The sequence below is a fragment of the Rhizobium sp. 862_C5_N1_2 genome (genome assembly GCF_051811205.1).
In the GTDB taxonomy this organism is placed as follows: domain Bacteria; phylum Pseudomonadota; class Alphaproteobacteria; order Rhizobiales; family Rhizobiaceae; genus Rhizobium; species Rhizobium leguminosarum.
On record NZ_JBPWPT010000001.1, the window covers coordinates 1,191,047 to 1,215,245 of the forward strand.

25 protein-coding genes are annotated in these 24,199 nt (G+C 61.7%); 7 read left to right on the forward strand and 18 right to left on the reverse strand.

Translation table 11 applies throughout. The features are described from left to right. Nucleotides 1–26: 26 nt before the first annotated feature. Both recO and ACD590_RS06055 read left to right on the forward strand, forming a co-directional pair. Nucleotides 27–797 (forward strand): DNA repair protein RecO, encoded by a 771-nt coding sequence (recO, locus tag ACD590_RS06050; RefSeq protein WP_018241402.1) that lies wholly within the window; start codon nt 27–29, stop codon nt 795–797. 101 nt (nt 798–898) lie between these two features. Next, nucleotides 899–1,894 carry an aldo/keto reductase gene (locus ACD590_RS06055; protein ID WP_130759552.1) on the forward strand — a complete coding sequence of 332 codons (996 nt, stop codon included), beginning with the start codon at nt 899–901 and terminating at the stop codon, nt 1,892–1,894. A gap of 100 nt (nt 1,895–1,994) precedes the next feature. On the opposite strand, the gene ACD590_RS06060 is transcribed toward ACD590_RS06055, so the two are convergent. The 3 genes from ACD590_RS06060 to ACD590_RS06070 form a co-directional block, all read right to left on the reverse strand. Then, nucleotides 1,995–2,852 carry an MOSC domain-containing protein gene (locus ACD590_RS06060; RefSeq protein ID WP_130759553.1) on the reverse strand — a complete coding sequence of 286 codons (858 nt, stop codon included), beginning with the start codon at nt 2,850–2,852 and terminating at the stop codon, nt 1,995–1,997. A gap of 9 nt (nt 2,853–2,861) precedes the next feature. Continuing rightward, nucleotides 2,862–3,521, reverse strand: a complete 660-nt coding sequence (locus ACD590_RS06065) for an HD domain-containing protein (protein WP_197728771.1) — start codon at nt 3,519–3,521, stop codon at nt 2,862–2,864. A gap of 137 nt (nt 3,522–3,658) precedes the next feature. Then, entirely contained in the window at nt 3,659–5,563 is a 1,905-nt protein-coding gene (locus ACD590_RS06070; protein ID WP_130759554.1) for a putative bifunctional diguanylate cyclase/phosphodiesterase, read from the reverse strand. 440 nt (nt 5,564–6,003) lie between these two features. Between ACD590_RS06070 and ACD590_RS06075 the strand changes: the two genes are divergently transcribed. Both ACD590_RS06075 and ACD590_RS06080 read left to right on the forward strand, forming a co-directional pair. Continuing rightward, nucleotides 6,004–6,345 (forward strand): hypothetical protein, encoded by a 342-nt coding sequence (locus ACD590_RS06075; protein ID WP_131702310.1) that lies wholly within the window; start codon nt 6,004–6,006, stop codon nt 6,343–6,345. 219 nt (nt 6,346–6,564) lie between these two features. Then, nucleotides 6,565–7,080: a superoxide dismutase family protein gene (locus ACD590_RS06080; RefSeq protein WP_115157003.1), complete on the forward strand. Its 516-nt coding sequence runs from the start codon at nt 6,565–6,567 to the stop codon at nt 7,078–7,080. 103 nt (nt 7,081–7,183) lie between these two features. Here ACD590_RS06080 and ACD590_RS06085 read toward each other — a convergent pair whose 3' ends face one another. From ACD590_RS06085 to ACD590_RS06120, 8 genes are all read right to left on the reverse strand, one after another. Further along, complete coding sequence (locus ACD590_RS06085) at nt 7,184–8,068, reverse strand: mechanosensitive ion channel family protein (protein WP_018241409.1); 885 nt, start codon at nt 8,066–8,068, stop codon at nt 7,184–7,186. A gap of 58 nt (nt 8,069–8,126) precedes the next feature. Further along, on the reverse strand, nt 8,127–8,657 hold the full coding sequence (locus ACD590_RS06090) for a tyrosine phosphatase family protein (RefSeq protein ID WP_439002313.1): 531 nt from the start codon (nt 8,655–8,657) through the stop codon (nt 8,127–8,129). Further along, nucleotides 8,654–9,262, reverse strand: coding sequence for a YfbR-like 5'-deoxynucleotidase (locus ACD590_RS06095; RefSeq protein WP_018241411.1), 609 nt, complete (start codon nt 9,260–9,262; stop codon nt 8,654–8,656). Before ACD590_RS06095 ends, ACD590_RS06090 begins: the two co-directional genes overlap by 4 nt. Next, nucleotides 9,259–10,158: a CAF17-like 4Fe-4S cluster assembly/insertion protein YgfZ gene (ygfZ, locus tag ACD590_RS06100; RefSeq protein ID WP_439003516.1), complete on the reverse strand. Its 900-nt coding sequence runs from the start codon at nt 10,156–10,158 to the stop codon at nt 9,259–9,261. Before ygfZ ends, ACD590_RS06095 begins: the two co-directional genes overlap by 4 nt. Before the next feature lie 98 nt (nt 10,159–10,256). Beyond that, entirely contained in the window at nt 10,257–11,009 is a 753-nt protein-coding gene (locus ACD590_RS06105) for a hypothetical protein (protein ID WP_026188338.1), read from the reverse strand. An 18-nt stretch (nt 11,010–11,027) separates the two neighbouring features. Continuing rightward, nucleotides 11,028–11,285, reverse strand: a complete 258-nt coding sequence (locus ACD590_RS06110) for a hypothetical protein (RefSeq protein ID WP_003546972.1) — start codon at nt 11,283–11,285, stop codon at nt 11,028–11,030. Nucleotides 11,286–11,388: 103 nt separating this feature from the next. Further along, the gene (locus ACD590_RS06115) at nt 11,389–11,832 is read right to left on the reverse strand and encodes a TIGR02301 family protein (RefSeq protein ID WP_439002314.1); all 444 of its coding nucleotides are present in this window, start codon (nt 11,830–11,832) and stop codon (nt 11,389–11,391) included. A gap of 34 nt (nt 11,833–11,866) precedes the next feature. Further along, nucleotides 11,867–12,283 carry an NUDIX hydrolase gene (locus tag ACD590_RS06120; RefSeq protein WP_439002315.1) on the reverse strand — a complete coding sequence of 139 codons (417 nt, stop codon included), beginning with the start codon at nt 12,281–12,283 and terminating at the stop codon, nt 11,867–11,869. Nucleotides 12,284–12,466: 183 nt separating this feature from the next. On the opposite strand from ACD590_RS06120, the gene ACD590_RS06125 reads away from it, so the two are divergent. Beyond that, entirely contained in the window at nt 12,467–12,787 is a 321-nt protein-coding gene (locus tag ACD590_RS06125; RefSeq protein ID WP_439002316.1) for a YnfA family protein, read from the forward strand. 41 nt (nt 12,788–12,828) lie between these two features. Then, the gene (locus ACD590_RS06130; protein ID WP_439002317.1) at nt 12,829–13,593 is read left to right on the forward strand and encodes an SOS response-associated peptidase; all 765 of its coding nucleotides are present in this window, start codon (nt 12,829–12,831) and stop codon (nt 13,591–13,593) included. A 225-nt stretch (nt 13,594–13,818) separates the two neighbouring features. On the opposite strand, the gene ACD590_RS06135 is transcribed toward ACD590_RS06130, so the two are convergent. The 5 genes from ACD590_RS06135 to ACD590_RS06155 form a co-directional block, all read right to left on the reverse strand. Continuing rightward, nucleotides 13,819–13,965: a hypothetical protein gene (locus ACD590_RS06135; protein WP_018447394.1), complete on the reverse strand. Its 147-nt coding sequence runs from the start codon at nt 13,963–13,965 to the stop codon at nt 13,819–13,821. Nucleotides 13,966–14,275: 310 nt separating this feature from the next. Beyond that, nucleotides 14,276–15,121, reverse strand: coding sequence for a CDP-diacylglycerol--serine O-phosphatidyltransferase (pssA, locus tag ACD590_RS06140; RefSeq protein ID WP_018447395.1), 846 nt, complete (start codon nt 15,119–15,121; stop codon nt 14,276–14,278). Between the two features lie 18 nt (nt 15,122–15,139). After that, entirely contained in the window at nt 15,140–16,075 is a 936-nt protein-coding gene (locus ACD590_RS06145; protein WP_280758191.1) for a phosphatidylserine decarboxylase, read from the reverse strand. Further along, nucleotides 15,973–17,850: an ABCB family ABC transporter ATP-binding protein/permease gene (locus ACD590_RS06150; RefSeq protein ID WP_018241420.1), complete on the reverse strand. Its 1,878-nt coding sequence runs from the start codon at nt 17,848–17,850 to the stop codon at nt 15,973–15,975. Before ACD590_RS06150 ends, ACD590_RS06145 begins: the two co-directional genes overlap by 103 nt. Before the next feature lie 313 nt (nt 17,851–18,163). Further along, on the reverse strand, nt 18,164–20,188 hold the full coding sequence (locus ACD590_RS06155; protein ID WP_439002318.1) for a LysM peptidoglycan-binding domain-containing protein: 2,025 nt from the start codon (nt 20,186–20,188) through the stop codon (nt 18,164–18,166). Nucleotides 20,189–20,342: 154 nt separating this feature from the next. Between ACD590_RS06155 and ACD590_RS06160 the strand changes: the two genes are divergently transcribed. Beyond that, entirely contained in the window at nt 20,343–20,966 is a 624-nt protein-coding gene (locus tag ACD590_RS06160) for a TIGR00730 family Rossman fold protein (RefSeq protein ID WP_018241422.1), read from the forward strand. A 465-nt stretch (nt 20,967–21,431) separates the two neighbouring features. Here the strand turns inward: ACD590_RS06160 and rarD are convergent, their stop codons facing one another. Further along, nucleotides 21,432–22,346: an EamA family transporter RarD gene (rarD, locus tag ACD590_RS06165; protein ID WP_018241423.1), complete on the reverse strand. Its 915-nt coding sequence runs from the start codon at nt 22,344–22,346 to the stop codon at nt 21,432–21,434. Between the two features lie 219 nt (nt 22,347–22,565). Continuing rightward, complete coding sequence (cimA, locus tag ACD590_RS06170; protein ID WP_065277867.1) at nt 22,566–24,179, reverse strand: citramalate synthase; 1,614 nt, start codon at nt 24,177–24,179, stop codon at nt 22,566–22,568. Nucleotides 24,180–24,199 lie beyond the last annotated feature (20 nt).

Here is a 24,199-nt window from a genome sequence, read left to right on the forward strand (position 1 = left end):
TTCGTCACCCGCAGGGACTTCTTTCGATGCAATGGCAGGACCAGGCGATCATTCTGGGCGTCAAGCGCCACGGCGAGACGAGCGTCATCGCCGAGGTGATGACGCGTGATCGCGGCCGCCATCTCGGCCTGGTGCGTTCCGGCCGCTCGCGCGCCATGCAGCCGGTGCTGCAGGCGGGCAATGCCGTCGAGGTCAACTGGCGTGCCCGGCTTGACGAACATCTCGGTGAATTCCGAGTCGAGCCGGTGACACTGCGCGCCGCCCGCCTGATGGAAACGGCGACCGCCGTCTACGGTGTCCAGGCGATGGGCGCGCTGCTGCGGCTGCTGCCGGAGCGTGACCCGCATCCACACCTCTTCGAAGCGCTGGAGGTCATCCTCGATCACCTGCATAATCCGGCCGATGCCGGCGAACTCTTCGTGCGTTTCGAGCTTGCTGTGCTGAATGATCTCGGCTTCGGCCTCGATCTTGCCGAATGCGCTGCGACCGGCGCCCGTTCCGATCTCGTCTATGTCTCGCCGAAATCCGGCCGCGCCGTCAGCCGCACCGCGGGTGAGCCCTGGGCGGACAAAATGCTGCTCCTGCCGCCGTTCCTCAGCATCGAAGACAACCATGCAGCCGACTTTGATAGTCTCTCGGCTGCATTCCGCCTGACAGGGTTCTTTCTGCATCGTCATGTCTACGAGCCGCGCGGCATCGAGGCGGCAGCTGCCCGCGACGGTTTCGTTCAGGCGGCGCTCAAGGCGCTTAATCCAGCCTTGCGGACGCTTTCCGGCCCGAACGGTATTTCCGCCTGACCTCGTTTTTTACGGGTGCAAAACATCCTCCGGATTTGGCGGTTTACCTGCTGATGAGCGCTTCCTATGTCTTCACAGGATTGCCAATCAAGGAGGACCCCATGCTGACCAAGACCGCATCACCGACGACGATCACGCTCTGGAACGGCCGCGAAATTCCGCGTCTCGGCATGGGATGCTGGGCGATCGGCGGCCCCTTCTTCGCCGGCGACACGCCGCTCGGCTGGGGCGATGTCGACGACGATGAATCCGTGGAGGCGATCGACCGTGCCATCGAACTCGGCATCCGCTTCTTCGACACGGCCTCGAACTACGGCGCCGGCCACTCGGAGGAAGTGCTCGGCCGGGCGATCGGTAATCGCGACGATGTCGTCATCGCCACCAAGTTCGGCTTCGCCACCGATCCGGCAAGCAAGCAGGCAACCGGCGCCTTTGCCGACGAGGCCTTCATCCGCCGTTCGGTCGAGACCTCGTTGCGCCGCCTGAAGCGCGATCGCCTCGATCTGTTGCAGTTCCACCTCAATGATTTTCCGATGGATCAATCGGATGCCGTCTTCGATACGCTGGAGGCGCTTCGCACCGAAGGCAAGATCGATGCGTTCGGCTGGAGTACCGATTTTCCGGATCGTGCCGCCCGTCATGTCGGCCGACAGGGCTATGTCTCGATCCAGCATACGATGAATGTTTTCGAACCGGTGCCGGAGATGATTGCGGTGATCGAGGGGAAAGGCCTGATCTCCATCAATCGTGGCCCACTGGCGATGGGGCTGCTGACCGGCAAGTTCACCGCCGACAAAGCGGTGGGCGCGAGGGATGTCCGCGGTGCTGCCCTCGATTGGATGGTCTATTTCAAGGATGGACGTATGGCCCCGGAATTCGCCGCACGGCTCGATGCCGTCCGCGATCTCCTGACGTCAGGCAGCCGCACGCTGACGCAGGGCGCGCTTGCCTGGCTCTGGGCACGCTCGCCGCGCACCCTTCCCATTCCGGGCTTCCGCACCGTCGCTCAGGTGGAGGAAAATGCTGGCGCGCTGGAGAAGGGACCACTGCCAGCCGATGTCATGGCGGAGATCGATGCCGCGCTCGATCGCTTCTGAGGGTTTTAATGCATGTCGCCCAAAAAGCATGCTTTTGGGCGACATGCATAAGTCAAAGACTCAAAGCGCATCGGATGAATCCGGTTTGAAGCGATGCGCTTCAGGCTGCAGCTCGACGTTTGAGCGCCCAGCCTTCCGGCCTCTCTTCAACGATGTTGACGGTGTCACCGATCGTGACCTTGCCGTTGCCGCGCGGCGTGACGTTCCAGCCGAAAAGCGGGCCGGGCACGCGCCGGTCGGCGGACATGCGGATGCGGCCCATGGCCGGCATTGGGTTTGGTCCCTCGCGGGACCCGGTCAACTGGTCTTGAGTCGTCATGATGCAGCGGGAGCAGGGTTTGACGAGATCGAAGCGGATGCCGGCGATCTCGATCGCCGCCCAGCGGTCCTCCGGCCAGGCCTCGTCGGTATCGATGACGATGTTCGGACGGAAGCGTTCCATGCCGACACTGCCTTCGCCATGGGCGGCGAGATCGGCATTCAATGCCTTCAGCGAGCCCGTCGTCGTCACCAGGATCTGATAACCGTCGGTAAAGGTGACGGGCGTGGCTTCGCCGGCCCATTCAGCATTTGCCGTCCGCCGTGCCTGGCCGTCGAAGAAGACTAGGCGCACCTCGCGGCCAAGCCATTCGGAAAGCTGCCGGTTGCTCTCCGGATCGGCGACGGCGGCGCTGACGGCAGATTTCCACACGGTCACATCCATGCGGTTTTCGGGCTGAGGCGGTGTTACCGATATGTCCGTTTTCCCCTGCATCAGCAGCCGAAAGGCGGTCGCCTCCGGTCGTACCTCGATGCGTGCGAGGTCGGGCAACTCGCGCTGGGTGATGAAGTGCCCTTGGACATCGGTGATCATCGCCCGCCGGTCGCCGGGAAGCCCATAGGCGTCAATGTCGGCGGCCGGCAGCGCAATGCCGCGGGCGCTCTTGAGCGGGTAGATGAAGAGGTCGCTGACACGCATGTTGTGCTCCTAGATTTCGTCCATGAAGGCCGAGAGGAAGTCGCGCAGGCTTTTATCACGCGCGGCGGCCAGCCTGCGGCCGGTCTCGGTCTGGAAACCTTCCGCCAGTTTGAACAGCTTCGTCTGGAAATGGTCAATGGCATAACGCTTATCATCAAGCGGGCGGTCCGCTGCCGCCGGGTCGAATGGATCGTAGAGCCCGGATCCCAGTCGCCCGGCGATATAGAAGCAGCGGGCGACGCCGACCATGCCGATCGCGTCCAGCCGGTCGGCATCCTGAAGGATCTTCGCCTCCAGCGTTTGCGGTGCCACCCCGGCGGAGAAACTGTGTGCAGTGATTGCGTGGGCCGCGGCTTCGATATCCGCCTCGCTCCAGCCGAGTTCCGCCAGGATCGCCGATGCCTTCTCAGCCGCCAAAGCCGATGCTTTTGCCCGCAGCGGCGAATTCTTCTCGACGGCGACGCAGTCATGCAGCAGCACGGAAGCGGCAAGAACCCGCCCGTCGCCGCCTTCTCCCGCATGGATGCGCATGGCATTTCTGAAGACGCGCAGAATATGGGCAAGGTCGTGCGAGCCGTCGTCGCCATCGGCCGCATGCGCAATCAGCGCCGCCGCAAGCGTTTCGTGTGGGGAGAAGGCTTCAGCCGCGAACATAGCGCCACCTGTCATGAGGAAGATCGTTTTCCGCCGATAGGGGATCGGCGCTGAATTGAATGCGGGCGGTAAAAGGATGCGACAACGAAGATCTCAGGAGTCGCAGCCGATTTTGTAGCGGCTTGCCATGCGAGTCGCAATCGAGGGGGATCTCAGTGCTTGGCTCCAGGAAGTTGGGTCACGCCGCCGTTCTTCGGCGGCAGGGAGAGAAGATGGGGCACGTCACGCGCCGGTCGCGGCGGACTGATGTGATAGCCCTGGATCTCGTCGCATTCCTCGCATTCGAGCAGCGCCAGCTGCGCGGCCGTCTCGACGCCCTCGACGGTGACGCGCATGCCGAGCGCATCGCCGAGCAGGATGATCGCATGCATGATCGCATGCGCTTCCTTGTTGTCGACGATGTCGTTGACGAAGGACTTGTCGATCTTGATCTTGTCGAAGGGGAAGCTCGAGAGATAGCTCAGTGAGGAATAGCCGGTTCCGAAATCGTCCATCGAGATGCGGATGCCGCGCTCCTTCAGGGCATGCAGGATCGGCAGCACTTCGCTGAGATTTTCCATCAGCACGCTCTCGGTGATTTCGAGTTCAAGCCGCGACGGCGACAGCGCGGCGGCGGCAAGTGCCTCGCTGACATCTCGCGTCAGGTCGCTGCTGCTGAATTGGATTGCCGAAACGTTGACGGCGATCTTGATGCCCTCCGGCCATTGCGCTGCATCGTTGCAGGCCCGACGCAAAACCCAACGGCCGATATCGACGACGAGGCCGACCTCCTCTGCCAGCGGAATGAAATCCATCGGCGGAACGCGGCCTCGGACCGGATGGTTCCAGCGGATCAACGCTTCGAAGCCGCAGATACGTCGCTGCGAGAGGTCATAGAGCGGCTGATAATGCAGCTCGAATTCCTCTTTCTCAACGGCTGCTCGGAGGTCTGCCTCCAGCGCGTGTCGCAACTGCATCTGCGCTTCCATCTCACTGGCGAAGAAGCGCTCGCGTTTGCGCCCGTCCGCCTTGGCATGTGACAGCGCCACGCCGGCATTTTTCAGCAGGATATCGGTTTCTTCGCCATCTCCAGGGGCGATTGCGATGCCCATGGAGACGCTGAGCTCCAGCTGTTTCTCGCCGTGGAGGAATGGCGCGGAAAGCTCGCGGCGGATCTGCTCGGCAAGCGCCGTCACGTTCCGCGGCTGCTGCTTGCCCGTCTGCAGGATGGCGAATTCGTCCGAGCCGAGGCGCGCCAGGGTGTTTTCCGAACCGGCCGAGGCTCGGATGCGCTCGGCGACCTGCTGCAGGATTTTGTCGCCGGCCGAAACGCCCATCGTGTTGTTGATCGATTTGAAACCGTCGAGATTGAGGTGAACGAGGGCAATCTGCTGATCTGGCCTGCGCTCTGCGAGTGTCGCATCGACCTGCTCGCGGAAATGGATGCGGTTCGGAAGGCCGGTCAGCGGGTCGTGGTGGGCGAGATAGGTGATGCGTTCGGCTGCCCTTCGATCCTCGGTAATGTCGGCGTGAATGGAAATGTTGCTGCCGTCGGAAAGGATGGTCACCATGCTCTGGATGATGCGGCCATCGTCCATCAACCATTCGCGCCGACGGAGGCTATTGCTTCTTGCGGTTGCGGAGGAATGTCGCCCGGTCCGCCGGCCGGGTTTGGTGCTGACGCTCTCCGTGCCGCGCATTTTAGCCGTGAGATCGGCGATTGTCGCGCCGGCAACGACATCTTCGTCCGTCAGGTCGAAGAGCTGACGGAAGCGGATGTTGGAAAGCGTCAGCCGCTGGTCGGCGTCGAAGACGCTGAGACCGAGCGGCAGGTTGTTGAGAATGACTTCGAAGAGTTTTTTCTGTCCGTCGAACGTCTGGCTAAGGGCTGATATATTGCCTCTCAGCGCATGGTTTTCCCTCAGCAGCGTTTCCGCGCTTCTCTCGATTTCGTCATAGTCGCTTTCATGGACGCGATAGGTCGCGATCACAAGATCCATCAGGCGCTGCGCATCGATCGATCCATCGGCGGTGACTGCCTCGGTGCATTGCCGCCAGAAGAGCGCTTCAGCTTTCATGTGCAGGCGTCTCTCGGGACGACAGCGGAGGAAAGCGTCCTCGTTTGATGAACGTGCCTCATTTCGCCGGACATGAAAGACCTTTCTAAAATGAATACAGAGGTTGATTTTTTATAAGCTCGACGCCTGCTAGTGATGCGTGATGTCCATTTTGTATGGGCCGGATTAATATTCGGTTGCAGTGCAGCAGCGACATCGCTCCGTTAGACGTTTGTTTTATATGTGAAAAATAGCTGAAATACGCAGGAAAACGGCCCTCTGACACTGGCGGAGGCCTGCGCTCAAGCGTTCCGTTTACTTTTGTCAATCATCGTTAATGAGAAGTTAACAACTTATTGACGCACTGCGCAAATCAGTTTAACCACCGAGTCAACAGTGATTTTCCAACGTTCGTATTGCGTACAAACACCACCGGCAGAAGGCGGTGAATGGAGGTTTGTATGACCAGCACCACATCCGTTTCAGACACCTCATACGCATATCTGGCGACGCTTTCGCGGCTCGATGCCAATGGCGACGGCGTACTCAGCCGCGGCGAACGTGCCGCCGATGAGAAGCCCGGCATCATCAAGGAACTCCTGGAAGACGATAATGCCAGCGACACGCAGCCGAAATTTTCCGGCAGCCTGATTGCGCTGATGATGGACACCCGTGATAGCGGCAGTGCAAGCAGCATCGCCGTTCCCTATCCGCTGCAGCAGGCCGCGCCGACATCAGGCGATCAGTCCGACGATCTCTACCGCAAGACCTACGGTCAATTCGATTTCGACGCCGTCGCCTGAGCGGCGTCTCAATTCGAGAGATCTGCAAGCCGGCCGGTTGGCCGGCTTTTCTCGTTCGATATTCCTGCGCATAACCCGAAAATCGGAGTGATTTTCGGAAAGGATAATGCGCCACGCAAAGTGCTGGAGCGTCCTTAGCGCGTCCTATCGGACGCGCGGCTCAGGAACACCTTCCGGTTTGACACGTTCAGAAGGACAACCGGACGCAAGGAGATCTCCATGAAAGCCATGCGCATTATCGCCACCTTGAGCCTGCTTGCGGTTGCATTGCAGGCAGGCGCTCAGGACAAGCAAACGGCGGTCGCCAATTTCGTCGGCAAGGACGGCAAGGAGGACGGTCGCGCGCAACTGACGGCTGCCGCCAATGGCGGCGTCCTGATCGAAGTCGAGATATCGGGATTGCCGGCGAACAAATGGGTGGCGTTCCATGTTCATGAGACCGGCCGCTGCGACGCCGCAACCCATCACGAATCAGCGGGCGGTCACTTCAACCCTGATAAGGCCGAGCATGGCATCCTTGCCGCCAAGGGACCGCACGCCGGCGATATGCCCAATCAATATGTCGGGCAGGACGGCAGGTTGCGGGCACAGATCTTCGACAGCATGGTCACGCTCGACGGCAAGACTGACGGCATTCGCGGCCGCGCATTGATGGTGCACGCCAATTCGGATGATTATCGCAGCCAGCCTTCGGGTGATGCCGGGGAAAGACTCTCCTGCGGCGTCATCCAATAGGCTACGGCGCAATTCTTAGATCGGCATCGATTTAGGGACAAAATTAGCAATTCAAACTGCACAGCGCCACGGGTCTTAAAAAGATCGGTGGCGCTGCAATGTCTTACTGCCGCGTCGGCGTCGGTTTTTCGGCCGTCACCTTGCCGTTGGACTTTTTTGCCGGCGCGGCATCTGAAGCATCCGGCACGGCGTCAGGATTGTCATCGAAGGCGAGTTTCACGCGTTTCACCATGTCACGGCTGACCAGCCACCAGTCACCTGTCTTTGCCCAGTAGCGCAGCGCGACGGAGATCGTGCCATCACCGAGGCTGTCGATGAAGACGCTGGGTGCCGGTGACGTCAGCACCCTGGAATCGGCTTTGGCAAGGTTCATCAGCGTCTCCATTGCCAGATCGATGTCATCCTCATAGGCGACGCTGATTTTCAGCTCGTTCCGCCGGGTGGGCTCGCGGGTGAAATTGGTAATGGGCGTATTCCAGAGCGTCGAATTCGGCGCCAACCGGTAGAGCCCGTCGCCGGTTTTGAGCTCGGTGGCAAACAATCCGATTTCGCGCACCGTGCCGGCCACGCTGCTGGTCTCGATATATTCGCCGACGCGGAAAGGCCTGAGGATCAGCAGCATAATGCCGGCGGCGATATTCTGCAGCGTCCCTTGCAGCGCTAGTCCGATCGCCAGGCCCGCTGCGCCGAGGGTTGCGATGATCGAGGCGGTCTGGACGCCGAATTGACCGAGGACGGTGATGAACACCAGGATGAGCAGCGCATAGCGCAGCACATTGGTGAAGAAACGCGCCAGCGTCTCGTCAATGCCATGAACGCGCGACAGGCCTTCATAGGCCCAGCGGCTGGTAAAGCCGGCCAGCGCCCAGCCAAGAACGAGCAGGATCACCGCCCCGAGGACGGAGAAGGAATATTGCACCGCAAGCGCGCTTGCCTGGCTGAGTGCCGTTTGCGTGGCGAGGAGGACATCGGCTGCCTGTTGTTCCATGATCTGGCCCTGTCGATTGTGCGTGGTCGGGGGCTAGATGGAGCGGCTGGCGGCAGCGTCAACCGCCAACGGTGTCCCGGATCGCAAGCACGAAGGGCGCATTGCCGTCGGCATCCGCACCACGTCCGATTGCCCGTACCGCCGCGACCAGCCGGCCGCTGCGGCCGAGCAGCGCGTCACCGATCTCGATCAGCCGGGCGTTGGGCGTCGCGAAAGGTGAGGCGGCTCGAAGTCGGCGAGCAAGCGTTTCATCGCTCTGATCCGGTGCCAGCGACAGCGCGGCGATGAGGGCTGCGGCCGGTGATCGCGACACGCCCATCCAGCAATGAATGAGCAGCGGCGTCTCTTGCTGCCACGATGCGGCAAAGTCGATAATCCCGCGGACATGCGTCTCGTCAGGCGCCACGAGATCGCCGGTGCCCTTGAAGACGATATCGTTCATACCAAGTGTCAGATGACGTTCGACCGCAATCACCCCCGGCCGGTGAAAGGCCTGATTCTTGGCGATCAGGCTGATCATGTCGCGCGCCTTGTGACGCACCGCCATTTCCGCGATGCGCGACAGCGGCGAGACGACGATGAAGGTCACGATACCATCCCCCGCTCGGCCTCGATCGCCGCGAAGCGCGCGCAGAACAATCGCTGCGCTTCGAGCGCAGGCAGGGGCTCGATCATCAGCATGTCCTTGCTGATGCCGCGCGGCTGCCCGAAGAATTTCTGCGCCTCGGCGGGTGTGAAACCGGCAAGCACGGTCGCCTCGAAATAGGCGGCGATCGTGTCGGCCTTCTTGATCCGGTCCTTGAGGTCGCGCGAGGGATGCGGCGGCAGGCCGAAACGCAAGTGCACGGCCGCCTCCAGCCGCTTTTCCACCGTCTTGTAGCCGCCGCCGACCACCGATTTGAACGGCGAGATCATGTCGCCGATCACATATTCGGGTGCGTCGTGCAGCAGCGCCATCAGGCACTCCTGCGGCCGCGCATCGTTGAAGCGGCGGAAGATATCCTCGACGACGAGACTGTGCTGGGCGACCGAAAAAGCATGATCGCCGGAGGTCTGGCCGTTCCACCGGGCAACCCGGGCAAGCCCATGGGCGATGTCGATGAGTTCGACATCGAGCGGCGAGGGGTCGAGCAGGTCGAGCCTGCGCCCGGACAGCATGCGTTGCCAGGCACGCGGAGCTTTCGTCGTTGTCACGCGCTGGCCTCGTCGCCGCTTGTGGGAAAGACAAGGCCGGACCATGCCGGCAGGACGAGGGAAACGGGCGTTTCGCCGGCGAGCAGCGGCGTACCTGCCGCCATCGCGGCGCCGGCGCGGTCGATGCGCACGATCGCAAGGCCGCTGCCGCCCTCGACAGAACCGAGCGCTCCCACGGGCTTGCCGCCGGCGGTGATCTCCGTCCCGGTCTCCGGCAAGGCTGTCGCGGCGGACACCGTGACGACGCGCCGGCGCGCGGTGCCGCGGTGCTGCATGCGCGAGACGACCTCCTGCCCGACATAGCAGCCTTTCCTGAAGGAGAGGCCGCCGTTGAAATCCATCAGCACGTCATGCGGGAAGGCGTCCTGCAGGGCGAAGTCCGATCCTGATGTGACGATGCCGTGGCTGATGCGCAGCGCGTCGTAGAGCGCCTCTTTGCCATCGCCATGTTTGCCGGGCCGGCGGATCAGCGTGACGCCCGCCTTGGCGAAGCGGCTGTCTCGGACGCCTTGGCTGTCTCGGACGCCCTGGCTGTCCCGGACGCCTTGGCTGTCCCGGACGCCCTGGCTGCCCTCGGCATCCTCGCTCCAGGAAACGGTGACGCCCTCTTCAGTGCTTGTCGCAAGTGTGACGGCGGCGCGCAGCTTGTACATTGTCAGCCGCTTCAGCAGGCCGTCGCGCTGGCCGGCATCGGTTTCGATCATGTAGCCGTCGCCGTCCTGCCAGATCATGAAGTCGAACAGGATCTTGCCCTGCGGGGTCAAGAGTGCCCCGGGCCGTGCCTCGTCGGCGCCGAGCGAGGTGATATCGGTTGTGATCAGGTTCTGCAGGAAGGATTGGGCTTCCGCGCCGCTGACAAGGAGCAATGAGCGGTCATTCAGGAATACGGCTGGCATGGCGGAACCTGTCGCGTTGGTCATCGCTCAGAGGTATGTCTTCATGAGGTGGATCGCAAGCGCCATGCGTAACGTGAAAAGCGCAGGCGAGACGGGCATCAATCACCCGCTGTGAAGAATTTCCATTTGCCCTGAGGCGTAATGCCGAGGCGGTAGAAATTATATCCGCCGAACTCCTGCATGTCGGAGAGATCGCCGGCCGTGACGATGCGCAGCAGCTCGACACGCTCCGGCGGCGTCAGCGACTTCAGGTCCTTCTCGGCAAAATAGGGCCAGACATACATGTCGTCTGCTGTGCCCTGGCCGACATGCACGAAGCCGGTCGAGACGATATCGAGCATGATGGCAAGGATCTCGTCGCCATCAGGATCGCCCGACAGATCCTTCAGCGCGCCGATCGGATCGTCGGTCGGTTCGCCCACAGTCACCTGTGTCTGGTCGGCGCCGGTGCCCATCAGCGGCCGCAGCCGTTCGAGATCGCCGGAGGCGGCCGCTTCGACGATCTGCTCGCGCATCTTGCGAACCGGCTCTGGCACCTTGCTGATGTCGTAGATCACCTCGGTGGGCTTGGAATTATCCTGGGCGCCGGGCGTCTTGTCGACACCCTGATTGTTCTGGCTGTTGACCAGCGGATCGGCCATGGGAACGCCGGGAGTGGTCTGCGGCTGGCTCTGTCCCTGAGCGCTTCCCTGTGCGGGCGGCGTCTCGTTGGCCGCCTGGCCGGGGATGTTGTGCAGTTCGGAAAGCGCGTAGGCGGCCGGCGCAAGGAAAACATTGCCGGCGGCGAGGCTGAACGCAAGCAGCACCGGCGCGAGCGAAATTCGCGAAACTTTCTCTTTACCGGTGTGCATCAAACTCTCTGATAACAATTATTGCAGGGTGCGGTTCGCGGAGAATTCGCCGGCAAGCATGCGCTCACGCAGCGAATCCAGCAGGGCTTCGGCGCTCTTTTCCCCGTGCAATCTGATCGTCTCGCGCAGCGCATGTGCAATGGCGGCATCAGCGATGATTTCAGGCTCGATCCCGTCGGCCATGCCGTCGGCCCAAGCCTCGTTCTGGTACTCCAGAGCTGCCTGCATCTTTTCGTGGACGATCATGTCGTCGATGTCGTTGAGGCTTGCTTCCATTGTTTTTTCCTCAGCACTTCTCATGTCTTACTGCACCGTTAACAACACTAACAGCCTTTTCCCAAAACGACACGTCCGCATGCGAAAACAGGTTAATTAAACGTCAATTTCCAAAGCGCGAGGTAATTTCTGTGGCAAGTGTTGCACCTTCGTTACGGTAGCGCTCTTCTGCCACGATGGCCGCCGGGGTGCAATCCGTATAGACCGAGGCGAAGGCGCGATAGCCGCGATTGAAGGCCGCTGTGAGCTTTTCCTTGCGCTGCTGCTCGTTACCGGTCTCCGAATCGAGCAGCTGCTGCATGCCGTTTCGCCACTCGTCGCCGCCAGGCGCCTTGCAGAGCGTTCTCAGATAATGCACCGAACCCAGCACCTCGGCGAACCGCGCCAGCTTGTCGTCATAGGGCACGTTCACGATCGGCGGTGCAATCTGCTCCTCCTGTGGAGGCGGCGTATTCTTGCCCTGCGCCATCGTGGGGCCGGCGAGGACGAGCAGGGACAGAAAAACGCGTCGAACGGGAATCATGTTCATAGTTGATACGCTGAGCATGACGGCAACAAGGCGTGCTTGAAAGTTTCCACGTCTATTCGCCGCCCGCCAGCCGCTCAGCGCATTCAAGTACGCTCTGCGGCACGGGCAGCCGTCGGATTTCCTCCACCGTGTACCAACCGACGGCGGCTGCATCGTCGGCGGCTTCCGCCACCGCGTCCCGATCCGCGTCGACGCGGAAGACCGACAGCAGGAAATGGCTGTTGACGCTGCCGTCGGCCGCATGCGTCTTCAGGTCGTAGGTCGAAAACAACCGCGGATTCCGTGCCGAAATCCCGGTCTCTTCATGGAATTCTCGCAATGCCGTTTGCTCCGGCGTTTCGCCGGACTCGGCGCGCCCGCCGGGAAAGGCGTACATGTCGGCGGAAGGCGGGTTGCGGCGCAACACCAGGAGGAATCGCCCATCGCGTTCGAGAATGGCGGCGGAGCCGGGTTTGGCGGTGGAGGTCATCGGGACTGCTCTTGCTGTGAATCGCCTATCCTATCCGATGAACCGACATTTGCATGCCGGCGCTGCTTGGCTTCCACACTTTTCGCAGGGATAGTTGCCAATGCATGTCGCTCAAAAGTGTGCAGCGGTTTTGAGATAGCGACATGCATGAAGCAAAAAGCCGAAGGATTCGAAAGGGCTTCCGTGACCTACATTATCTTTGCGTTTGCTGCCGTCTTCGAGATCGCCGGCTGCTTTGCTTTCTGGGCATGGCTGAAGCTCGAAAAGTCCATCTTGTGGCTGGCGCCGGGTATGGTCTCTCTGGTGCTTTTCGCCTGGCTTCTGACGCTGGTGCCGAGCGAGGTCGCCGGCCGTACCTTCGCGGCCTATGGCGGCATTTATATCCTCGCCTCGCTGCTTTGGCTGTGGCTGGTCGAAGCCCGCGTGCCTGATCGTTATGATATCGGCGGTGCGCTGATCTGCCTTGCCGGCGCCAGCTTCATCCTCTTCGCGCCGAGAGGCTGAGGTGTCTTGACCGAACACCAGCCGGGTGCAAAGACAAGCCGATGTGTGGACGTTTCGCCCTGACAATCTCCAGCGCCGACCTGCGCGACGTCTTCTCCGGTCTCGATCTCGACGACTTTCCGGCGCGTTACAACATCGCGCCGACGCAACCGATCCTCGTCGTCATATCAGGCCAGGGCAGGGAGCAGGGCAGCAACTTGGCCGACCGGCGCGCCGTGCTCGTGCGCTGGGGCCTCACGCCGGGTTGGGTCAAGGACCCGAAGGATTTCCCGCTGCTAATCAACGCGCGCTCCGAAACCGCGATCGGCAAAGCCTCTTTCCGCGCAGCCATGCGTCATCGTCGCGTGCTCATTCCGGCCTCCGGTTTTTATGAATGGCATCGCCCGTCCAAGGAAAGCGGCGAGCGGCCGCAGCCCTATTGGATCAGGCCGCGCCAGGGTGGGGTCATCGCCTTTGCCGGGTTGATGGAGACATGGTCGTCGGCCGACGGCTCCGAGGTCGATACCGGCGCGATCCTGACGACAGCAGCCAATTCAGCCATATCAGCGGTCCACGATCGCATGCCTGTCGTCATCAGACCTGAGGATTTCTCCCGCTGGCTCGATTGCAAGACCCAGGAACCGCGCGAGGTGGCCGACCTGCTGCAGCCCGTTCAGGATGATTTCTTCGAGGCCGTCCCGGTCTCCGACAAGGTCAACAAGGTCGCCAATATGGGTCCCGACCTGCAGGAGCCGGTCGTCATCGAAAAGCCGCTGAGGGCGCCCGAGAAGCAAAAGCCTGACGACGGCCAGCTCAGCTTCTTCTGAACACTATCCGCCGCACCTGCGGGCCCGTCGGTGACCGATCGGCGCCGACGTCTCACATAGGCGGCGGCGATGCGTCGCTTCGTCCATCAGGTTTTTCGGGTTGTGCTTATGTCGCCAGAGCGTTGTCGGGAGATTTCCGGCGATCGCCTCGTCACTCACTTCGTCAGCGGTGCCTAACGCATGTAACCCGAAAGCACGCATGATTCCGATTTGAAGCTTTCCGCCTCAAGCGGATTTTTTGACGCCGGTCGGCTTATGCTTGGCCATCAGCGATGCTGCGGCAACAGCCTTCAGGCCGACGGGGCGATAGTTGGCGGCGAGGTCTGGCTTGGCCACCTGCTGTTCGCCGGTACTGCTCTTCTTCGAAGTCACGATACTCTCCTTGCGTGGTTCTTCCCTGGGTATTTTATAGTTTGATGTTTCGTCACGAATAGCGACAAAACGGGGGCGTCGCTTATCAGGATTTGTAAACGCCCACCATAATTCGCGAGGCTTAACTGAAGCCTACGTTGGTTAATACTTACTGAAGAGAGCAGTTCCAATAAAAGTCCGAAAGCGGTTTTCGGGGAAAAGCGCGGAACGGTTTTCACCCGGATAAAGCGCATGCTTTTCCCGGGGATCCGTCAGAACGAAGGGAGAGAAGCATTTCCGTCATTCGAAGAAATCCGGAAATGCTCGGAGGTCAGATGTGCCGGCCGATATCGTCGTCGCCGATGCCCGGCTCCTCGATCGTCAGCGTCCCGTATTTCCGCCGCCATTTCCGGGCGCCGAAGGGAAGCGATACGAGGTAGGCGGCAACGGTGAAGACCATCACTTCCCAGGTGTAGCTCATCAGCAGAGCCACATAGAGCACGACGCCGAGCATCATCGGCAGCACGAGATCGCGCCGCAGGCGGTTGCCTTCCGATTTGCCCGACCAGACCGGCAGCCGGCTGATAAGCAGGAAGGCGATGAGCACGGTGTAGATCGACGAGAGATAGGCGAAGGTGCGGTCCGTCGCCAGCCCGAGGAAGCCGAGATAGACCGGCAGCAGCACCAGCATGGCGCCGGCCGGCGCCGGCACGCCGACGAAATATTCCGATTGCCAGCTCGCCTTGTTTTCGCGTTCGGCCATGACATTGAAGCGAGCAAGGCGAAGCCCGGCGGCGATCGCATAGATCAGGGCGGCAATCCAGCCGAGCGAGCGTGCCTGGTCGAGCGCGAAGACATAGACGACAAGGGCGGGCGCGACGCCGAAATTGACGATGTCGGCAAGCGAATCCATCTGCGCGCCGAACTTCGAAGTCGCCTTCATCAGCCGCGCTACGCGTCCGTCGATGCCATCGAGGAAGGCAGCGAGCAGCACCATGGAGACGGCGAGCTCGTAACGATTCTCAAAAGCCAGCCGGATGCCGGTCAGTCCGGCGCAGATCGCCAGAATGGTGATGAGGTTCGGAAAGACGAGCCGGAGCGGGATTTCGCGCAGACGCGGGCCGCGGGCGGAATCATCCGGTCCATTGGGCTCGAAAGGCGGAAAAGGCGTTTCCATATCGCGTTCCAATCGTTCCTAGCTGCGGCGGCTGATGACGGGACCCTTGGCGGAGGCGAATTCGGCGATGACAGTTTCTCCCGCAACCGCCGTCTGGCCGAGCGAGACGCGTGGCGCGGCACCGGCGGGCAGGAACACATCGAGCCGCGAGCCGAAGCGGATCAGCCCGAAGCGCTCGCCGGCATCCACCGGCTCGTTGGGGTTCGCCCAGCAGAGGATGCGCCGCGCCACGAGGCCGGCGATCTGCACGACGCCGATCTGGCCGTGCCGGGTTTCGATCACCAGCCCGTTGCGCTCATTGTCCTCGCTCGCCTTGTCGAGCTCGGCGTTGACGAAGCTGCCGGAGCGGTAGTTGATGCTGACGATGCGCCCGCGCATCGGCGCCCGGTTCACATGGCAATTGAAGACGTTCATGAAGACCGAGATGCGCAGCATCGGCTCGGAGCCGAGGTTGAGCTCTGCCGGAGGGGTCACCATCTGGATCGCCGAGACCTTGCCGTCGGCGGGAGAGATCACCAGGTCGTCATCCTGCGGAGTCACGCGCTCGGGATCACGGAAGAAATAGGCACACCAGAGCGTGAAGATCATGCCGATCCAGAAGAGCGGCTTGAAGATCCAGCCCAAGACCAGCGACGCGACGAAGAAGGCGGCAACGAAGGGATAACCCTCCTTGTGCACGGGAACGATCGTGTTGCGAACCGTGTTGAACAGGCTCATGGCTGCCGGTCTCCTTGCGTTTTCATTTTTGCTGGTTAGCGAAAAACCGTCTCCGGGGCAATGCTGCGGCCTCGGCCCTGGTTCCCATGCCGGGGTTCTGAACAACAAAAGCCGGCCGGCGTCGGTCTCCCGGCTCAGCTTGCCGGAGCAAGCCGCGTTATCACGCCGAGGTCGTCGCTTTCGCGCACCTGCTTCAGATGTTCCTCCGCCTGTGTCGCTTCGCGCTGGCGGTTCCACATCGAGGCATAAAGGCCGTTTCTTTCGAGGAGGGCGGCATGTGTTCCGCGCTCGGCGATCTCGCCGCTTTTGAGCACGATGATTTCATCGGCGCCGATCACCGTCGAAAGCCGGTGGGCGATGACAAGCGTCGTGCGGTTCTTCGAAACCAGGTCGAGTGCCTCCTGGATTTCCCGTTCCGTCGTCGTGTCGAGCGCCGACGTCGCCTCGTCGAGGATCAGGATCGGCGGTGCCTTGAGGATGGTGCGGGCGATCGCCACCCGCTGCTTCTCTCCGCCCGAAAGCTTCAGCCCGCGCTCGCCGACCTTGGTTTCGAACCCCTCGGGCAGCATTTCGATGAAATGCGCAATCTGCGCCACCTCTGCGGCTGCAAAGACCTCGCCGTCGCTGGCCGATGTGCGGCCGTAGCGAATGTTGTAGGCGACCGTGTCGTTGAAGAGCACCGTATCCTGCGGCACCATGCCGATCGCCGTACGCAGGCTCTTCTGCGTCACCGTGCGGATATCCTGGCCGTCGACGGTGATCGCGCCGCTCTGGATATCGTAGAAACGATAGAGCAGGCGCGACAGCGTCGATTTGCCGGCACCCGACGGGCCGACGACGGCGACCGTCTTGCCGGCCGGCACCTCGAAGGAAATGCCCTTCAGGATCGGGCGGGCCGGATCGTAGGAGAAGTGCACGTCCTTGAAAGAGATCGCGCCCTGGCCGATCCGAAGCTCCGTTGCATCGGGCGCGTCATGGACCTCGGCCTTCACCTCAAGCAGGTCGAACATCTGCTCGATATCGGTCAGCCCCTGGCGGATTTCGCGATAGACGAAGCCGATGAAGTTGAGCGGCACGGAAAGCTGCAGCAGCATCGAATTGACGAAGACGAAATCCCCGACCGTCTGCTCGCCGCGCTGCACGGCCAGCGCCGACAGCACCAGCATGATCGTCGTGCCGATGCCGAAGATGACGCCCTGGCCGAAGTTCAGCCAGCCGAGCGAGGTCCAGACATCGGTCGCGGCCTTCTCATAGCGTTCCATCGATTTGTCGAAGCGCTTGGCCTCCATCTCCTCATTGCCGAAATATTTGACGGTCTCGAAATTGAGGAGGGAGTCGATCGCCTTGGTATTGGCGTCGGTATCGCTGTCGTTCATCGACCGGCGGATGGCGATGCGCCAGTCGGATGCGCGGATCGTGAACCAGATGTAGGCCCAGACGGTAAAGGCGGTAACGGCGAGATAGGAGAAGCCGTAGCCCCACCAGAAGATCACTGCCGTCAGCAGGAATTCGATGACCGTCGGCACCGAATTGAGGATCGTGAAGCGCACGATCGTCTCGATGCCCTTGGTGCCGCGCTCGATGATGCGCGAAAGCCCGCCAGTCTTGCGCTCCAGATGGAAGCGCAGCGACAGCTCGTGCATATGCACGAAGGTCCTGTAGGCGAGCTGGCGCACGGCATGTTGTCCGACGCTGGCAAAGAGCGCGTCGCGCAGCTGGTTGAGGCCAAGCTGGATCAGCCGGGTGATGTTATAGGCGATCACCAGCGCGATGGCGCCGGCCAGCAGCGGCGGCACCGAGCCGGCAAGATCCATCCTGCCGTTCAGCGCATCGGTAGACCACTTGAAGAAATAGGGAACGAGCAGCAGGACGAACTTGGAGATCAGCAGAAAGACCGAGGCCCAGACGACGCGCATCTTGAGGTCGGGCCGGCCGGCTGGCCACATATAGGGCCAGAGGTTGAGAAGCGTCTGCAGCAGGTTGGATTCCGAGACTGTCTTGCCGTTTGCCATGCTTGTCTCCAGCCCGGATGGGCTTGCCGCGATTGGGGCGCTTCGATGCCGGCAAAAGCACGGAACCGGGATGTGCCTGAAAGCGCTTCCCATAGCCCGCAGCCGCCACCGCCAGATAGGGTGCCAGGCGGACGAATACAACAATTGCAGGGCTGAGGAAAAGACAGGCCGGGCGACGACAGCGCCGCGCGTCTTTTCAGACGCGCAAAGGACGCTGTAGCACTTTGAACTGCTGCATGATTTTATCCTTAAACCGAGTCCGATTTAAGAAATTATGCAGTAGCCTGCCCGGCCTCGTCATGATGTCTGCTGCTTAGAGGTGCTGGCCGGAAAGGCGCTTGCGGTGCAGCTCTTCGGCATTCGGCAACACATCCTTGGGCAGGCCGAAGATCTGACCGGGGCGGATGCGATCGGGATTGATGATCTTGTCCTCGTTGGCGATGTAGATCGTCGTGTAACGAACACCGAGGCCATAGGTGCGGCGCGAGATCTGCCACAGCGTGTCGCCGCGGCGAATGATGACCGCCGCGTTGTTCGCCGTCAGCGGCGCCTGTTCGATCGTCTTTGGCTGGCTGCTTCCGACATCGTTTGCAGATGGCGCTGCCGGCGCGGGTGCAGCGGTGAGTTCGGCGATCATCCCGCCCAGTCTTTCGAGCGCGGCGCCGACGGACTTTGCATCCTTAGGCAGGCCCTGTAGCAGCTTCAGCGCATTGCCGGCGATCTGCGAGGACGAGCCGGACGCTTGCTTGAAGCTGTCCGGCGCATCGGCGGCCGGGCGGAAGTCGGCGACGGAGCGCAGCGCGAATTCCGTTGCCGAGCGCGCCGCCGCAAGCTGTTCGGCCCCGGGCAACTTGCCATCGGCAAACAGTCCCTTCAGCAGGCCGTAGGCCTTGCCGGCCTCCGCTTTGAGTTTGCCAAGCTCGCCTTCGTCGAGCGGCACCATCGAGGAAGCGCCGTTCGCGTCGGCGGGGACCGATTGCGCGGCGACCCTTACCTGATCGCCGGCCGGGCGATTGAAGTTCACCGCCGCACGCACGATCACCTTGCCTGTGGGATCGACGACATCGACGCGGATCTTGTGGTCGCCGACCGAGAGCGACACCACACCGTCGATGACGAAATGCCCGTCGGAGCCGGCGGTATCCTGGCCGACGAGGCTGTCATCGGCATAACCGATGACCTTGGCATTGGAACGAGTCGTGCCGGCGATGAAGATCTTGTTGCCCTCGATTTCGACGGCATTGACCATCACATCGGGCACATTGGTCTTATCCGGTGCCGTAGCTGCGCCATTGGAGGAGGTGTCGGTGAGGTTCGGCGTCTGCAACGCCAGCTCGCCGGTTGGTGCAGGTGTTGCAGCAGGCGCAGCCGAGCTTTCGCCCGTTGCCGGCTTGTCCGCAGGCGGCGCCATCGGATTGGAGGCATCGGCAACTTCGGTTCCGGCCTTCGGCGCGGTGATGATGCGGCTCGCTGCGCCGGGTTTGGAAACCATGGCGAGCAGATTGGCGCCATTGCCGTCCTTCGGCACGGAAATGGTCGCGACTTCTTCGGAAAGCATGCTCTTGCCGTCCTTGCCCGTGAACTTGAGCACGAGCTGGTGGTCGCCCGCCGGAAGCGGATCGTCGAGGACGGCGGCAAAATCGCCGCTCGCATCGACATTGGCCGTCGTCACCACCTTTTCGCCGTCGAGCACCTCGAGTTTGCCGTTCGGTTCGGCGGAGCCGGCAATCACCGTCGAGCCGTCGGGCTCAACGCGCAATACGTCGAAGGCCGGAAGCTTCGGGCCGGTATTCTCCGCTGCCGTGTTCGCCGCAGGGGCAGCCTCCGGCGCACCGGTTAGCGCAGTTTCGGCCTTGGCGATCGCGGCAAGCGCATCGGCGATATTCTCGGGCAGCGACTGGACGATGGCGAGCGCTTTCGCGCCGCCGTCCTTGGCTTTGGTGGCAAGGGTCTGGGTCGCGGGATCGAGGCCCTCGGGAATTGTGAAATCGGCAAGTGCGGTCAGCGCGCTGACGGCCTTGGTCTTGGCGGCGGTGAAGACATCGATGGCGGGGCCTTTGCCGTCGGCAAACAGCGCCTTGAGCTCGCTGAGCGACATGCCAGCATCCGCCGAAAGGCGACCCACCTGGTCGGCGACCGCAGCCGAGTCGGCAACGGCGGAGCGCGATGTCTTTGCGGCCTCGTTAACCGTGTTCTTGAGCTCCGTGCTCGCCTGGTTGATGGCGTCGCCGACCTTGGTTGCATCGCCGCCGATGCGCGGCATGACGAAAAACACCATCAGTAGGATTGCGATTACGAGCACTGCAAGGGCCAGCAAGCCGGCACGGTTCTTCATCATTATGTCTCCCAGAGCGGCAATTTGCCGTAGTAACCGAAATTGCTAGCGATTCCCGTTGCTTTTCACAAGCATTCAAAGCAATTAGGCAAGCTAGGCACGCTGCTTTTCAGTCAATTTTCTTGACTGCATTGAAATGGAATAGTTGTTTGCCTCTATGACCGAACAATCTGTATCGATTCGATCCATCTGCGTTTACTGCGGCTCAAGGCCGGGACGCGATCCTTCCCACATGGCGGCCGGGCGTGCTCTCGGAAGAGAGATCGCCGAATACGGCCTGCGCCTCGTCTATGGCGGGGGTACCAAAGGCATCATGGGCGCGGTTGCAAGCGGCGTGCTTTCAGGCGGCGGTCAGGTCACGGGCATCATTCCCGAATTCCTGATCGATATGGAAGCGACTCGCCATTCGCTTGGTCAACTCAACGAACTCATTGTAACCCCTGACATGCATGCGCGCAAACACACCATGTTCGAGCGCTCCGATGCCTTCGTCGCGCTGCCCGGCGGCATCGGTACGCTGGAGGAGATCGTCGAGATCATGACCTGGGCGCAGCTCGGCCGCCACGAGAAGCCGATGGTCTTTGCCAACGTCAACGGTTTCTGGGATCCGATGATGGAGCTGATGCGCCATATGACCGAAGAAGGCTTCCTGCACACCGCCCATCGGGTGCAGCCGCTCGTCGTCGACGAGATCTCCGGCATCATTCCGGCGATCATGGCCCAGGCAGCCCAACTCGCTGCCGATCGTAACGGCGAGGACGAGGTGATTTCGAAGATGTAGGCGGGCGCGCCTTTGGAGCGGTTCGGCTGTCGCGCAAGCGCAGAACCGCTCCAAGCTTTTGTTTTACGCAATCCCGGACGCAGAACCGCTGCGCATTTTTGCTGGAAAGGCTCTAGAGCCTTTCCAGGTCAGCTTGAAGCATTCTGTTGGCTCAAACGGAGTCGGATGGTCGACCGGCCGGCGCGCGTCGTAGCCAAGCTCTACGGCCAAGCCGGCCGGTCGATCAGCCGGCCCGTTTCAGCCAACCCTCCCGCAGATTTGCCGGGCAAATCTGCAAGACTTTAGAATCGCCGGACGCAGCTATTGCTTCGCATGGCGAAGCAGTGCGGCCGGTGGGCCGGGCATCTTTCCGCCAGGGCAAAGGCGATCGGCTCGGACGTACCTAGGGGTATGCCCGTCGCCAATCGCCTTTGCCCTGACGAAAACCTGCTCCGGCAGAATGCTGCAATCTGACCAGGAAAGGCTCTAGCGCCCGCGACTTCCCTTCAGCATCGACCAGCTATAGAGGAACAGCCCCGCCCAGATCAGCGGGAAGGCGATCATGCGCGCCGTACCGAGCGGCTCGTGGAAGACGAAGACGGCGATCAGGAAGATCATCGTCGGCGCGATATACTGCATGATACCGATCGTCGAGAGTTTCAACAGCTTGGCGCCGTTCGCATAAATCATCAGCGGCACGGCGGTGATGACGCCGCAGCCGAGCAGCAGGGTCGTGTCGGCAAGACCGGTGCGATAGAGGTGGCCTTGGCCGCTGCCGAATTCCAGATAGAGGATATAGAGGAGGGCCGGCCCGCTGAGGATCAGCACTTCGAGGAAGAAGCCCTGGTTCGGCCCGAGTGGCAGCGTCTTGCGCAACAGGGCGTAGAAACCCCAGCTGATCGCCAGCGTCAGCGCCACCCACGGGATGCCGCCGCTATCCAGCGCGAGAATGCCGACGGCAAGCGCCGCAAGCACGATCGCCGCGATCTGCAACGGCTGCAGCTTTTCCTTGAGCAACACCGCGCCGAGGAAGATGCTGAACAGCGGATTGATGAAATAACCGAGTGCTGCATCGAGCGAATGGCCGGCGCCGATCGCCCAGACATAGGTGCCCCAGTTGACGGTAATCAGCGACGCCGTCAGCGCCGCCATCGCCAGCATGCGCGGCGAGCTGAGTGCTGTGCGGATATCCCCAGTGCGCCCGAGCACGAGCAGCACGATGCCCGCCAGCGGCAGCGACCAGACGATGCGATGCGCGATCACCTCGGCCGGCGAGATATGCGCCACCGCCTTCATGTAGATCGGCAGGAAGCCCCAGAGCAGGTAGGCCGTCAGCGCGAAGGCGAACCCGCGCGGACTGTCTTCGTTCTTGGCCAAGGGAACGGATGCATCGGTCGACATCGGTGTTTCCATCTTTGTTCTTCTTCTGATCCGGCCTAGCTTAAGCGCCGTGAATAGGCCAATTCATTTCATTGAATGAAGGGTGAGAGGATTTGAAGCGGGAGACGAAGCGATGGACGAGAAGATATCCGACGCCCTGTGGTGGAGAGCGGAGGCCGAAGGAAGCGAATGGTATTCGGGCGAGGGCTGGGGTCTCGTCGCCGAGCCGGCGGAATAGGTTTATTCCGCCGCGATCTTGCCCGCCAGCTGCCGGTTCTTCATCAGCTTGTAGATGACGGAATCCATTAACGCCTGGAAGGAGGCGTCGATGATGTTCTCCGAGACGCCGACCGTCCACCAGCGCACACCGTCGCTGTCGGTGGATTCGATCAGCACGCGGGTGATCGCCTCCGTGCCGCCGTTGAGGATACGCACCTTGAAATCGGCGAGCACCAGATCGTCGATCTCGTGCTGGTACTTGCCGAAATCCTTCCGTAGCGCGAGGTCGAGCGCGTTGACCGGGCCTTCGGCATCAGCAACCGACATCAGCGTCTGGCCGTCTATGGTGATCTTGACTACCGCCTCCGAGACGATCTTCACGCGGCCGAGACTGTCGAAGCGGCGCTCGATCATCACGCGGAAGCCTTCGATGGTGAAGAATTCCGGAATCGTGCCGAGCGTGCGGCGCGCCAGCAGCTCGAAGCTCGCATCCGCGCCCTCATAGGCATAGCCGATGGATTCGCGTTCCTTGACGATGGAGATCAGCAGGTCGAGCTTCGGATCGTCCTTGGCGACCGCGATTCCGCGCCGTTTGAGCGCATTGATGAAGTTCGCCTTGCCGCCCTGGTCGGAGACCATGACCTTGCGGAAGTTGCCGACGGTTTCCGGCGGCACGTGTTCATAGGTTCGCGGGTCCTTGATCAGCGCCGATGCATGGATGCCGGCCTTGGTGGCGAAGGCGGAAGCGCCGACATAGGGCATCTGGTGGTCGGGCGAGCGGTTGAGCAGCTCGTCGAAGGCATGCGAGAGCCGGGTGAGGTTGAGCAGCCGCTCCTCGTCGATCGCCGTTTCGAAACGTGTGTTGTAGGCGCTCTTCAGCGCCAGCGTCGGGATCAGCGTCACCAGATTGGCATTGCCGCAGCGCTCGCCGATGCCGTTCAGCGTGCCCTGGATCTGCCTGACACCGGCTTCGACGGCGGCAAGCGAATTGGCGACCGCCTGGCCGGTGTCGTTATGCGCATGGATGCCAAGACAGTGCCCGGGAACGCCCGAGGCGATCACCGCCTCGACGATCGCCCGCACCTCCGGCGGCTGCGTACCGCCATTGGTGTCGCAGAGCACCACCCAGCGGGCGCCGCTCTCATAGGCCGTCTTGGCGCAGGCGAGCGCATAGGCCGGGTTGGCCTTGAAGCCATCGAAGAAATGCTCGCAATCGACGATCGCCTCCTTGCCCGCGCCAACCGCCGCCTTGACGCTTTCGGCGATGCATTCGAGGTTTTCCTCGTTGGTGCAGCCAAGCGCCACCGCGACGTGATAATCCCAGCTCTTGGCGACGAAACAGATGGCATCGCTTTTGGCCTGAAGCAGCCCGGCAATGCCGGGATCGTTGGAGACCGAAACGCCCGCCCGCTTCGTCATGCCAAAGGCGACGAAGCTGGCCTGGCTGGTGCGCTTCTCACTGAAGAAGGCCGTATCCGTCGGATTGGCGCCGGGATATCCGCCCTCGACGTAGTCGAGGCCGAACTCGTCCAGCATGGCCGCGATCGCAATCTTGTCCTCGACGGAGAAATCGATGCCGGGCGTCTGCTGCCCGTCCCGGAGTGTCGTGTCGAAGAGGTAGATGCGTTCTTTCATGTCGTTTCCTCCCGCCAAGC

What these genes read in the sequence shown, in the direction of transcription:
- recO (WP_018241402.1), top strand. Translation starts at nt 27, where the DNA reads ATGCAATGGCAGGACCAGGCGATCATTCTGGGCGTCAAGCGCCACGGC.
- ACD590_RS06055 (WP_130759552.1), top strand. Translation starts at nt 899, where the DNA reads ATGCTGACCAAGACCGCATCACCGACGACGATCACGCTCTGGAACGGC.
- ACD590_RS06060 (WP_130759553.1), bottom strand. Translation starts at nt 2,852, where the DNA reads ATGCGTGTCAGCGACCTCTTCATCTACCCGCTCAAGAGCGCCCGCGGC.
- ACD590_RS06065 (WP_197728771.1), bottom strand. Translation starts at nt 3,521, where the DNA reads ATGACAGGTGGCGCTATGTTCGCGGCTGAAGCCTTCTCCCCACACGAA.
- ACD590_RS06070 (WP_130759554.1), bottom strand. Translation starts at nt 5,563, where the DNA reads ATGAAAGCTGAAGCGCTCTTCTGGCGGCAATGCACCGAGGCAGTCACC.
- ACD590_RS06075 (WP_131702310.1), top strand. Translation starts at nt 6,004, where the DNA reads ATGACCAGCACCACATCCGTTTCAGACACCTCATACGCATATCTGGCG.
- ACD590_RS06080 (WP_115157003.1), top strand. Translation starts at nt 6,565, where the DNA reads ATGAAAGCCATGCGCATTATCGCCACCTTGAGCCTGCTTGCGGTTGCA.
- ACD590_RS06085 (WP_018241409.1), bottom strand. Translation starts at nt 8,068, where the DNA reads ATGGAACAACAGGCAGCCGATGTCCTCCTCGCCACGCAAACGGCACTC.
- ygfZ (WP_439003516.1), bottom strand. Translation starts at nt 10,158, where the DNA reads ATGCCAGCCGTATTCCTGAATGACCGCTCATTGCTCCTTGTCAGCGGC.
- ACD590_RS06105 (WP_026188338.1), bottom strand. Translation starts at nt 11,009, where the DNA reads ATGCACACCGGTAAAGAGAAAGTTTCGCGAATTTCGCTCGCGCCGGTG.
- ACD590_RS06110 (WP_003546972.1), bottom strand. Translation starts at nt 11,285, where the DNA reads ATGGAAGCAAGCCTCAACGACATCGACGACATGATCGTCCACGAAAAG.
- ACD590_RS06115 (WP_439002314.1), bottom strand. Translation starts at nt 11,832, where the DNA reads ATGCTCAGCGTATCAACTATGAACATGATTCCCGTTCGACGCGTTTTT.
- ACD590_RS06120 (WP_439002315.1), bottom strand. Translation starts at nt 12,283, where the DNA reads ATGACCTCCACCGCCAAACCCGGCTCCGCCGCCATTCTCGAACGCGAT.
- ACD590_RS06130 (WP_439002317.1), top strand. Translation starts at nt 12,829, where the DNA reads ATGTGTGGACGTTTCGCCCTGACAATCTCCAGCGCCGACCTGCGCGAC.
- pssA (WP_018447395.1), bottom strand. Translation starts at nt 15,121, where the DNA reads ATGGAAACGCCTTTTCCGCCTTTCGAGCCCAATGGACCGGATGATTCC.
- ACD590_RS06150 (WP_018241420.1), bottom strand. Translation starts at nt 17,850, where the DNA reads ATGGCAAACGGCAAGACAGTCTCGGAATCCAACCTGCTGCAGACGCTT.
- ACD590_RS06155 (WP_439002318.1), bottom strand. Translation starts at nt 20,188, where the DNA reads ATGATGAAGAACCGTGCCGGCTTGCTGGCCCTTGCAGTGCTCGTAATC.
- ACD590_RS06160 (WP_018241422.1), top strand. Translation starts at nt 20,343, where the DNA reads ATGACCGAACAATCTGTATCGATTCGATCCATCTGCGTTTACTGCGGC.
- rarD (WP_018241423.1), bottom strand. Translation starts at nt 22,346, where the DNA reads ATGTCGACCGATGCATCCGTTCCCTTGGCCAAGAACGAAGACAGTCCG.
- cimA (WP_065277867.1), bottom strand. Translation starts at nt 24,179, where the DNA reads ATGAAAGAACGCATCTACCTCTTCGACACGACACTCCGGGACGGGCAG.